Below are 9,870 nucleotides of genomic sequence, written 5' to 3' on the forward strand. Positions count from 1 at the left end.
GAAAGAGGCACTGAACCAGTTCTCACTGTTCTTCGAGGACCGGCTCAGCGTCCAATGACACCAGCCGACTTACACAAGATCCCTGACACGTCCGAGGCGGTTTCTGCGACATGCTTCAGTCGTCGTGGTCGTCGTGGTCGTCGTGGTCGTCGTGGTCGTCGTGGTCGTCGTGGTGGAGGCGTGTGTTGAGGGCGGTGGCCCAGGCGAGGGCCCAGGTTCTGAGGGCGGTGATCTCGTCCGGGCCGAGGCTGTAGGCGGTGAATTCGTCGTCTTCGTACCAGTCGGCTCCGGTCAGCCGGTCAGCCGGTCGCGCAGGTCGTGGAGGCTGAAGGGGATGCGGGCGTGGAGGCGGCCGAGGGTTTCCAGTTCGGCGGTGGTGTAGTGGCGGGATGCGGCGTGGACGTCGATGAGGTCGCGGACCGCGCCCCGGTCGGCCAGGGCCCGGACTTTGGTGCCGACGACGTCGTCGAGGGCGAGGACGGGGCCGTAGGCGGTGACCGCGGGCGGTGACCAGAAGGCTTCCTTGAGGATGTCGACCTCGCACTCCTCGCCGCTTGCCGGGTCGGTGACGATCAGGCGTCCCGACAGCGGGTCCGCCCCGATCTCTCTCACCTCCCATCCTCGGTTGGTGAGTCCTTCGCCGAGGGTGCGGACGATGCCGGGCATGGGGGCGGGGTTCTCGGTGGCGACGTCGAGGTCCTTGCTGAGGCGTTCGACCAGGCCGTGGGCCTGGACGGCGTAGCCGCCGGTGATGACGAGGGGGTAGGGCGCGCCGATGGCGATCACGTCGGCGAGGAGCCGGCGGTGCAGGCCGCTGAGGTTCACGCCGCCCCGGCCGCTTGCACGGGCAGTTGGGGGAAGGCGGTTTCCCACACGTCGCGGACCGTTCTGCTGATCAGGGTGCGCAGGACGGGCCACTGCGCGGTGAGCAGGTCGGCGTTCAGGTAGGCGGCCAGGTCCTCGCGCTGCCCTTCGGCGAGAACCACGCGGTAAAGGCTCATCCGCGACCGGGGGCGGTCGAGGTCGAAGGTCCGCAGCCCGGACCAGACCACATGCAGCGGGAGATCGACCTGCCCGTGCCGGGGCCCGTTGAGGTCCGCGAGGGAGGCGGGCAGGCGGGAGGTGTACCGCACGCGCAGGACCTCGGCGGCGGGCGGCATCTGCCGGGCGGACTCGGGAGTCATACCCGCATTATGCCCCCGGGCCGTGCTGCAGACGTGGTGAGCACCCTCCCCACGGGACACCCCCGCCCCGGGTCCGCGACCGCTACACCCCCGCCAGCCCCGTCATGGACCCGGTCTCCTGGCGGGAGGCTGCCTCCCGGATCCGTGAGGCGGCGGGCATTCTCGGCGACGCCGGAGACGACACCGGCGCGGGTGATGTCGCCGCGCTCGCTGATCTCCTGACGGTCGCCGCGATGACCGCCCCCGCCGCCGTACGGGAGGAGGTCCGGGCCGCGGCCGACGCTTTCGAGCAGGCCGGCCGCGCCCCGGGAGCCCGCGCTCTGGAAGGCCGGGCCCGCGCCCTGTACCGGCAGTCCGCACACGCGCTGCACCACACCCCGCCGCAGTCCGCGGCCACCGTCCTCGGCCTGCTCCTCGCCCTGGCGACGGCCGTCGACGCGGCCATCCGCTGGCACGAGGCACGCCGTCTGCGCCTGCACGCCCGCTCGGCCGCGGCGGCCGGGGCGCTTCTCCGGGAGGCCGCCCGCCTCGCCGGTTCCGCCACCCCCTCCGGGTCCGGCGCCCGTATGGCGCGGGCCCCGGCCCGCAGTCCCGCTGCGAGCATCCCGCCCGTGCCCGGTGCGGCCTGCGGGCGTCCCGACCCGGCCCCCGCCCCCGATCACGCTGACTGCCCCTGCCCGTATCTCCGTTCCTGCGGAACCACCCACCCCGAGGGAGCACCATGACATCCCAGCCCGCGCCGCTCGGTGAGCCGTTCGCCGAAGCGCTCACCGAGGCAGCCCAGTCGGCGGCGATGGCAGTCCGCCTGATCCTCACCGTCACCGACGCGGTCCGCCGCGCCGCCCGAAGGCACCACTGCGGCACAGACACGGACGACGAGCCCGGACTCGGCGAGGACGCGGCGAAGCTGGCCCCGGGCTGGGCCGCCGACACCCTGCGCACCACCCTCCCCGGCGACATCCTCACCGGCCTGACGGCGTCCCCCGCCTGGCCGCAGCTCGCCGGGCAGCTCGCCGCCCTCCAGCACGCCGGCGTCGACTTGACCGCCTTCCTCCCGCACCTCGGCACCGCCGCCGCGGTCCATCAGGCCGTCACCGCCAACGCCACCGCCGCGGGCACCGCCCATGCCGGACCGGCGGACCGGTGGGCCGGTCTGCTGCGCACCACCCTTCCGCAGGGTCTGGTCCGCGACGCGATCCTCGCCTCCCCGGCGTGGCCGGACATCGCCGATACGCTCCAGGCCCTCGACGACCGCGGGGCCGACGTCCGCCGGCTCCTGCTCACCGCCCACGCCCAGGGCGCGGGCGTGGACCGGGCCCTTGCCGCTGCCGCCGCGGCGGGCCCTCTTCCCGCGTCGGCAGCTGTCCCCGCCCAGAGCCCCGTACCGGGACCCGCAGCCCCGGGCCCGGTCGCACCGAACCGTCCCCGGCCGCGAACACGGCACCGGTGTCCCCGCCCGGGCCGGTGAGCCGGGACGCCCGGACACGTACGGGCCGCTGACCGAAGGACTGGACGTTCCCCGCGATCTGGACCTCTCCGACCGCGCCACAGCCCTGACCCGGCTCGGCATCACCCCCAAGGATCACGCCCGCCTCGCCGCCCTGGTGAAGACCGCGATCGGCACCGAATCCGACGCCGGTCTCCTCCTGACCACCCGCCAGTGGCCGCTCCTGGCCGCCCGGATGCAGCAGATGACCCTCAGCGGCCAGGACCCGGAACCCCGCCTCGCCCGCCTCGCTTCTGACACCTCCTGGAAACCCGGCCCGCCCGCCGAACTCACCGCCCGCCTGCTGCGCGCCGCTCACCTCGCGCTCACCACCGAGCCCGGTGCCCCGCTCCCGCCCGCCGGGGCCCGGGTCTCCGCCCCGGCCCGCCGTCCGCTCGGCGACCACCCCACCCCCGCTCCCGCCCGCCGGGGCCCGGGTCTCCGCCCCGGCCCGCCGTCCGCTCGGCGACCACCCCACCCCCGCCCCCGCCCCGGGGCCCGTTCACCCGCCGGCCCCGCAGACAGCCGCACACCGCACCGCCGCTCCGGCCCGGCCCGCCGCCCGCGGCCGGTAGCCCCAGGGCCGCCCGGGGCGGTGTCACGACCGCTCCCGCCCCGGGGGTTCGCTGTGGGGCCGGGACCGGGGCGGGCACCGTCGCTGTCCAGTCAGGCCGCCGCCCGTCCGCGGCGCACTGCTGGCACCCGCCCCCGTGCACTCGTAGTCCGCTGCACCTGCCCGAGGCAGGAAGGGTGGCCGCCAGCGGGAAGAGGGCCCGGAACCACCCGGAGACCAGAGCCACGGATCCGTCACGGCCGCCCGCGGAGGGGCGGCAGGACCGGGCAGGGCGAGACGGGCCATCGGCAGCCCACCCCGCCCCTGGCGCGGACCGGCCGGTCACCGCACCAGGACGGTCACCGGGGCTGCGAGGGCGCCGGAGCCATGTTCACGTGTACCCCGGCACGGTGGCGCGAACGGGCAATCACCTGTCGCACGGGGGCAACGACACCCCCCATGAAGACCCGGCAGACTCCGCACCGCAGATCCCAACCGAGCAGACCGGGTGTCTCTCCTCAGCAGCGTCGCCCCGCCCGGCACTCCGGTCGCGGTGAGCTGCCGTCGCGGGTCCGGCCATACGCCCGGGCGCGGTCGGCCGGGGTGTTGCCGGGTGCCGGGGCGGGCTCCCGGCACGCGAGGTCAGGCGTCCATGGAGGCCGCGAGGGAGCGGGGGCGCAGATCGATCCAGTGGGTCTCGACGAACTCCAGGCACGCTTCCCGGGTGTTCTCGGTGAAAGCGATCGTCCAGCCCCCGGGCACCTCCGCGAAGGACGGCCACAGTGAGTGCTGACCCTCGTCGTTCACCAGGACGAGGAAACGGCCTTCGGGGTCGTCGAAGGGGGTGCTGCTCATGTTCGTTGCCTCCTCGGGTCCGACGGGCCGGTGACAGCCGCAGGGTGACGGCGGATCGGCTCGTCGGTGTGATGACGGATGACGGGAAGTGCCACGATGTGGCTTCCCGTTCCCTCTCACAAGGAGACGTTCACGAGTCCCCGGCGGTCCTCGTCGCGGGCCCGTTCGACATCGAGCCGGACCTTGTCCGCCGTGTTCTCCCGTGGCAGCGGGCCCGCTGAGATCGGCCGTCATGACGGGATCGCATCGGATACGGGTGGCACGCCCGGCGGCACGCGCGAGACGACCGAAGGCCCCGGGCACGAGGTGCCGGGACCGTCGGTCGGTCGAGAGGGGAAAGGGACTTCAGGACATCATCCGGGCTGGGATGCCACGCCGTGGCGGCGGAGAATCACCACGGTCAGCGCGGCGAGAGCGAGGAAGGTGAGGCCGCCCACGGCCGCGACCGCGTGCAGGCCGCTGGTGAAGGCCCGCTGCACCGCGTCCACCAGAGCGGGCACACCGTCCGCCGCCGCCAGCCCGGCGGACACGGTCTCACCTGCGTCTTCCAGACCGGCGGGCAGCGCGTCACGGTAGACGGCGGTCCCCAGACTGCCGAGGGCCGCGACACCGACCGCGACACCGAGTTCGCCGCCTGTCTCCGACAGCGCGGCCGCCGACCCGGCCTTCTCCACGGGCGCGGCGGTCATGATGATGCCGTTGCCGAGCCCCATCGGCAGGGCGATACCGGCGGAGAGCAGGACCAGACCCGTCACCAGCAGCGGCGGACCACCGTCGGCGGACACCTGGGTGATCACACCGAGACCGGCCGCCGAGATCACCAGACCCCCCGCCATCACGAACGCGGGCCGGAAACGGCGGGCCAGCGCGGGACCGGCGGACAGGGCCGCGACCATGGCGACGTTCTGCGGGATCAGCCAGAGCCCCGCCTTCAGCGGCGACAGCTCCGCCACCGTCTGGAGGTACATCGTGGACATCAGGCTCGTACCGGCCATGACGACGCCGCCCAGCAGCAGGATCGTCAGCGTCGAGGTGAGGGCGCGGTTGGCGAACAGCCGCAGGTCGAGCAGCGGGCTCGCCAGTCCGCGCTGACGCCGGACGAACACCGTGCCCATCACGGCGCCCAACAGCATGGCGAGCACGGACAGCGGCTCCACACCGTGCCGGGCGATCTCCTTGAGTCCGTAGACCGCCGGCAGGATGGCCGTCAGCGACAGGACGACACTGGCCGGGTCCAGTCGGCCGGCCTCCGTATCGCGGTACTCGGGCAGCAGGGCCCGGCCGCCGATCAGCAGCGCCGCCATGAACGGCACACCGAGCAGAAACGCCGACCCCCACCAGAAGTTCTCCAGCAGCAGGCCGCCCGCCAGCGGCCCGAGCGCCATCCCGCCCATGAAGCAACTGAAGAAGATCCCGATCGCCGCGCCCATCTGCTGGGGATCGCGGAACATATTGCGGATCAGTGCCATCGATGACGGCAGCAGTGTGGCTCCGGCGATACCGAGCAGCGCCCGGCTCGCGATCAGCATCTCGGCGCTGACCGAGTACGCGGCCAGTACCGATGCGGCCCCGAAGGCCACCGCGCCCGTCATCAGCAGCTTGCGGCGGCCGATCCGGTCACCCAGCGTGCCCATGGTGACCAGGAAGCCGGCGAGCATGAACGAGTAGACATCCATGATCCACAGCTGTTGTGACGCGGTGGCGCCGAGGTCGCCGCTCATCTGCGGCAGGGCGAGATAGAGGATGCTGACATCGATGGAGAGCAGCAGGGCGACCGAGGCGAGCAGACCGAGCCCGATCCATTCCCGCCGTCCGGCCCGCAGGCCGGTGTCGGTGTCCGCCGCCGTGGGTGATGAGGTCCCTGGCCCGGCGTCGGGGCCGGGCTCCGTGAGGGTGACCGTGGTGTTGTTCATGGGAGAACCGTGCCGGGGAACGCTTATGGCATCCTTCCCGGCCGCTTAAGGTCGGTCGTATGCGCTTTGGAGTCCTGGGACCAGTGACGGTGTGGACCGATGCCGGGGAATCCGTGCCGATCCCCGGCCGGAAGGTACGCGCGCTGCTCGCCGACCTCCTCGCCCACGAAGGACGCGTGGTCTCCACGGACCGCCTCGTCGAGGATCTGTGGGGCGACCGCCCGCCCGGCAGCCCGGCGGCGGCGCTCCAGGTCAGGGTCTCGCAGCTGCGCCGCGCGCTGGAGGACGCCGAGCCGGGCGGCAAGCACCTGGTCGTCTCCCGCGCCCCCGGCTACGCCCTGGAGACCTCCCCGCACACCGCAGACGCCCCGGTGGATTCCCTGCGCTTCACGCACCTGGTGGCGGCGGGCCGACTGGCCGAGGCCCTGGAGCTGTGGCGGGGGGCGGCATTCGCGGACTTCGCCGACCAGGAGTTCCTGGCACCCGTGATCGCCCGCCTCGAAGAGGCCCGGCTGGCCGCCTTCGAGGAGCACGCCGAGGCATGCCTCACGACCGGCGACGCCCTCGATGTCGCGGAGGTCGCCGAACTCGTGGCCGCTCACCCCCTCAGGGAGCGGCTGCGCGGCGTACACATGCGGGCGCTGTACCGCGCGGGACGGCAGAGCGAGGCGCTGGCCGCGTACGGCGACCTGCGTCGGCTCATCGCCGATGAGCTGGGCCTCGACCCCTCGCCCCACTTGGCGGAGCTGTACGAGCGGATCCTGCGGCAGGACCCGGCGCTGAGCGCCGGGTCCGGACGCCCTCCGACGAATCTGCCCGCCGCGGTGGGCGAGCTGATCGGACGCGGCGAGGCGGTCGCCGAAGTACGCGAACTGCTGGGGACGAGCAGGCTGGTGACGCTCACCGGCTCCGGCGGCGTCGGCAAGACGAGCCTGGCGTTGGAAGTGGCCCGGCAGTCGGCCGTCGCCTACCCCGACGGCGCGTGGCTCGTCGAACTCGCGGCAGCCGGCCGCCGGACGCCGTCGCTCGCCGAGACGGTGCTCGCCGCCCTCGATATCCGTGAAGGCCCGGCCGGTGCCTTGAAACAGCTCATCGAGGCCGTGCGCGGCCGGCTGCTGCTGCTGGTCCTCGACAACTGCGAACACGTCGTGGAGCAGGCGGCCGCACTGACCGAGACGCTGCTGCGCTCCGTACCCGGGGTACGGATCCTCGCGACCAGCCGCGAGCCGCTGAGCGTGGCCGGTGAAGCCCTCTGGAACGTACCGCCCCTGGCCCCACCGGAGGGCTCCGAACTGCTCACCGTGGCGAAGTCCGATGCCGCACGGCTCTTCCTGGCCCGTGCCGCCGCGTCGGCTCGCGGTTTCACCCTCGACGAGCGGAACGCCGCGGCGGTGGCGCAGCTCTGCCACAGACTCGACGGGATCCCGCTGGCGCTGGAACTGGCCGCGACCCGGGTCCGGGCCCTCGGCGTCGAGGAACTGGTGGCCAGACTGGACGACCGGTTCCGGCTGCTCGCGGGAATCCAGCGCGGGGCCCCGGCGCGCCAGCAGACCCTGACGGCGGTGATCGACTGGAGTTGGACACTGCTCACCGACGCCGAGCGGATCATCCTGCGCCGACTGGCCGTGCACGCCGGTGGCTGCACCCTGGAGGCCGCGGAGACGGTGTGCGCTGAGGAGGGAATCGACGTACTCGACACGGTGGCCCGACTGGTCGACCGGTCGCTGGTGACCGTCGTCGACGGACCGGCGGGGGCCCGCTACCGCCTGTTGGAGTCGGTGTCCGCCTACTGTCTGCACCGGCTGGAGGACGCGGGCGAGACCGTACGGATACGGCGGGCGCACGCCGACCACTACAGCGCGCTCGCCGCCTCGGCCGAGCCGCGGCTGCGCGGACCCGCACAGGCGTACTGGCTGCGCCGGCTGGACGCCGAGTCCGCGAACCTGCGGACCGCGCTCGACACCAACCTGGCCACGGCTGACGGCACCGATCCGGCGGCGGACGCCCTGCGGCTGGTGAACTCGCTTGCCTGGTACTGGTTTCTGCGCGGCAGGCTCGGCGAGGCCCGCCAGTCGCTGCGCTCCGCACTGGCTGCCGGAGGGCCCGCCGAGGAGACGGCCGAGGCAAGGGCCTGGTACGCGGGTTTCACCCTTCTGCTCGGCGACGATGTCCGCGCTGAGGGCCACCGGAACACCGGCGCCGACGGAGCGACCCGCACGACAGCCACCGCCGCCGAGTCCGCCCCTGGTTCCGTCCCCGATGCCATCGCCGACCCCGGGACCCGTGCCAGGGCGCGCTGGTTCATCGGCCGGGCCATGACCGACATACCGTCCGGGCGGGCGCTGGTCGCGCGTGCGCTTGTCGACTTCCGCGCCGTGGGCGACGCCTGGGGCGTGGCAGCGGCGCTCAGCAGCCTGGCCCGCGACGCCTTCACCGTCCGCGACCTCGAAACCCTGGAGCGCGTCAGCCGGGAGAGCGCCGGAATCTTCGCGGAACTGGGTGACGACTGGGGCCGTATGCAGGCCGAGGAGTGGCTCGGCGGGCTCGCCGAGATCCAAGGCGACTACGCGCGGGCTGCCGCGTGCTTCACCGACGGACTGCGGACGGCCGAGGAACTGGGGCTGTGGCCCGACGCCGTACGGCGGCTGTCATGGCTGGGCTGGCTGGCGCTGAACACGGGCGACTACGAGGATGCGATGAAGCACTCCGGCCGGGCGCTGCGACTCGCGGACGGGCAGGGCTACCGGGACGGGCAGACCTTCGCCGAGATGACATACGGCTTCGCGGCCCGCCGCGCGGGCCTGCTGGAACTGGCGGAAACCTGTCTGACGCGGCTGCTCGACGGCGTCCCGGCGGACGGCGAACCCCCGCTGTTCCTGCCCACCACCCTGACGGAGATGGGCTTCCTGCACGAACGCCGAGGCGAACCCGAGCGCGCCCGTGCCCTGTTCCGTCGGGCCTTCGCCGCCGCCGGACGGATCGGTGACCCCAGCACCACGGCGTTCACCACCCTGGGCCTCGCCGCTGTGTCCGCGCCCGGGGAGAGCGCCCGGCTGCTCGGCCTGGCCGCCGCCGCCCGCCGGACCCACCGCACACCGGCCGCCCCCTCCGAGCAGCACGAGGAGCGGCGGGTCACCGACCGGGCCAGGGCCGCGCTCGGCGACGAGGCGTTCGCCGCCGCCTACGCCCGGGGCGGTGAGCTGACCTTCGACGATGTGCTCCCCGCCGACGCACCCTGAACGGCCAGATGTTCCGCGAGCCGGTCGAAGAACTCCAGCCATCCCGCCCGCGCCTGTTCCGCGTGCTCGGCGTCGGTGTTGACCCCGGCCTGATGGAAACGCATGGTCGTACCGTCCTGGTGCTCCTCCAGCGAGACCGTCACCACGGAAGCGGGGCCGTCGCCGGGGTTGTCCGGATCGCCGGTGGTGAACACCAGCCGTCCCGGCCCCGCGACCTTGCGGTAGACGCCCTCCAGCGTGACTTCGAACCCTTCTTCCCCGACCAGCGTCGCCCGCCAGGAACCCCCCGGCCGTACCTCAAGGACGACACGGTCGGCCGGTGTGGTGAAGACCCGCGGCCCGAACCACCGGGCGAAGTGCTCCGGTCTGGTCCAGGCGTCGTACACCTGCGCGCGCCGCGCGGCGAAGTGACGGACGATCTCGTACTCGGCTGTGTTCATCAAGGCTGCTCTCTCCGGTCCGGCGGTCTGCCGGCGCTACGTCTGCCACTTCCTCTGCTGGCCCCACACTGCCGGGCACCGCTTACGGTTTCCTTCCGATGCCCTTAGTACTGCAATCACAGTTATGGGGTTTGGCCTCGGCGTTTGTAGTGGCTGTGGCGGGCACGGGTCTGGCTGAGTCGTCTCCACCATGACCAGTG

The 9,870-nt window shown here is 73.1% G+C and carries 7 protein-coding genes and 1 pseudogene; 3 read left to right on the top strand and 5 right to left on the bottom strand.

Annotated features, from left to right (window positions below):
- Window positions 1–115: 115 nt before the first annotated feature.
- Window positions 116–825, bottom strand: a pseudogene (locus ACFYT4_RS35650) (nucleotidyl transferase AbiEii/AbiGii toxin family protein).
- Window positions 822–1,184 carry a hypothetical protein gene (locus ACFYT4_RS35655; RefSeq protein WP_389278919.1) on the bottom strand — a complete coding sequence of 121 codons (363 nt, stop codon included), beginning with the start codon at window positions 1,182–1,184 and terminating at the stop codon, window positions 822–824. The pseudogene ACFYT4_RS35650 and the gene ACFYT4_RS35655 overlap by 4 nt, the downstream one beginning before the upstream one ends.
- A gap of 104 nt (window positions 1,185–1,288) precedes the next feature.
- Here ACFYT4_RS35655 and ACFYT4_RS35660 point away from each other — a divergent pair, with 104 nt between their 5' ends.
- Window positions 1,289–1,909: a hypothetical protein gene (locus tag ACFYT4_RS35660; protein ID WP_389278921.1), complete on the top strand. Its 621-nt coding sequence runs from the start codon at window positions 1,289–1,291 to the stop codon at window positions 1,907–1,909.
- Window positions 1,906–2,652: a hypothetical protein gene (locus ACFYT4_RS35665; RefSeq protein ID WP_389278923.1), complete on the top strand. Its 747-nt coding sequence runs from the start codon at window positions 1,906–1,908 to the stop codon at window positions 2,650–2,652. Before ACFYT4_RS35660 ends, ACFYT4_RS35665 begins: the two co-directional genes overlap by 4 nt.
- Window positions 2,653–3,865: 1,213 nt before the next feature.
- Here ACFYT4_RS35665 and ACFYT4_RS35670 read toward each other — a convergent pair.
- Window positions 3,866–4,078 carry an MbtH family protein gene (locus tag ACFYT4_RS35670; protein ID WP_389278925.1) on the bottom strand — a complete coding sequence of 71 codons (213 nt, stop codon included), beginning with the start codon at window positions 4,076–4,078 and terminating at the stop codon, window positions 3,866–3,868.
- Window positions 4,079–4,431: 353 nt separating this feature from the next.
- On the bottom strand, window positions 4,432–5,991 hold the full coding sequence (locus ACFYT4_RS35675) for an MFS transporter (RefSeq protein WP_389278927.1): 1,560 nt from the start codon (window positions 5,989–5,991) through the stop codon (window positions 4,432–4,434).
- A gap of 59 nt (window positions 5,992–6,050) precedes the next feature.
- Here ACFYT4_RS35675 and ACFYT4_RS35680 point away from each other — a divergent pair, with 59 nt between their 5' ends.
- Window positions 6,051–9,230 carry a BTAD domain-containing putative transcriptional regulator gene (locus tag ACFYT4_RS35680; RefSeq protein WP_389278929.1) on the top strand — a complete coding sequence of 1,060 codons (3,180 nt, stop codon included), beginning with the start codon at window positions 6,051–6,053 and terminating at the stop codon, window positions 9,228–9,230.
- Here ACFYT4_RS35680 and ACFYT4_RS35685 read toward each other — a convergent pair.
- Entirely contained in the window at window positions 9,173–9,670 is a 498-nt protein-coding gene (locus ACFYT4_RS35685) for an SRPBCC domain-containing protein (RefSeq protein WP_389278931.1), read from the bottom strand. The genes ACFYT4_RS35680 and ACFYT4_RS35685 overlap by 58 nt on opposite strands.
- Between the last annotated feature and the right edge of the window lie 200 nt (window positions 9,671–9,870).

The sequence above is a fragment of the Streptomyces sp. NPDC004609 genome (assembly GCF_042873655.1).
In the GTDB taxonomy this organism is placed as follows: domain Bacteria; phylum Actinomycetota; class Actinomycetes; order Streptomycetales; family Streptomycetaceae; genus Streptomyces.

What these genes read in the sequence shown, in the direction of transcription:
- ACFYT4_RS35660 (WP_389278921.1), top strand. Translation starts at nt 1,289, where the DNA reads ATGGACCCGGTCTCCTGGCGGGAGGCTGCCTCCCGGATCCGTGAGGCG.
- ACFYT4_RS35665 (WP_389278923.1), top strand. Translation starts at nt 1,906, where the DNA reads ATGACATCCCAGCCCGCGCCGCTCGGTGAGCCGTTCGCCGAAGCGCTC.
- ACFYT4_RS35655 (WP_389278919.1), bottom strand. Translation starts at nt 1,184, where the DNA reads ATGACTCCCGAGTCCGCCCGGCAGATGCCGCCCGCCGCCGAGGTCCTG.
- ACFYT4_RS35670 (WP_389278925.1), bottom strand. Translation starts at nt 4,078, where the DNA reads ATGAGCAGCACCCCCTTCGACGACCCCGAAGGCCGTTTCCTCGTCCTG.
- ACFYT4_RS35680 (WP_389278929.1), top strand. Translation starts at nt 6,051, where the DNA reads ATGCGCTTTGGAGTCCTGGGACCAGTGACGGTGTGGACCGATGCCGGG.
- ACFYT4_RS35685 (WP_389278931.1), bottom strand. Translation starts at nt 9,670, where the DNA reads ATGAACACAGCCGAGTACGAGATCGTCCGTCACTTCGCCGCGCGGCGC.
- ACFYT4_RS35675 (WP_389278927.1), bottom strand. Translation starts at nt 5,991, where the DNA reads ATGAACAACACCACGGTCACCCTCACGGAGCCCGGCCCCGACGCCGGG.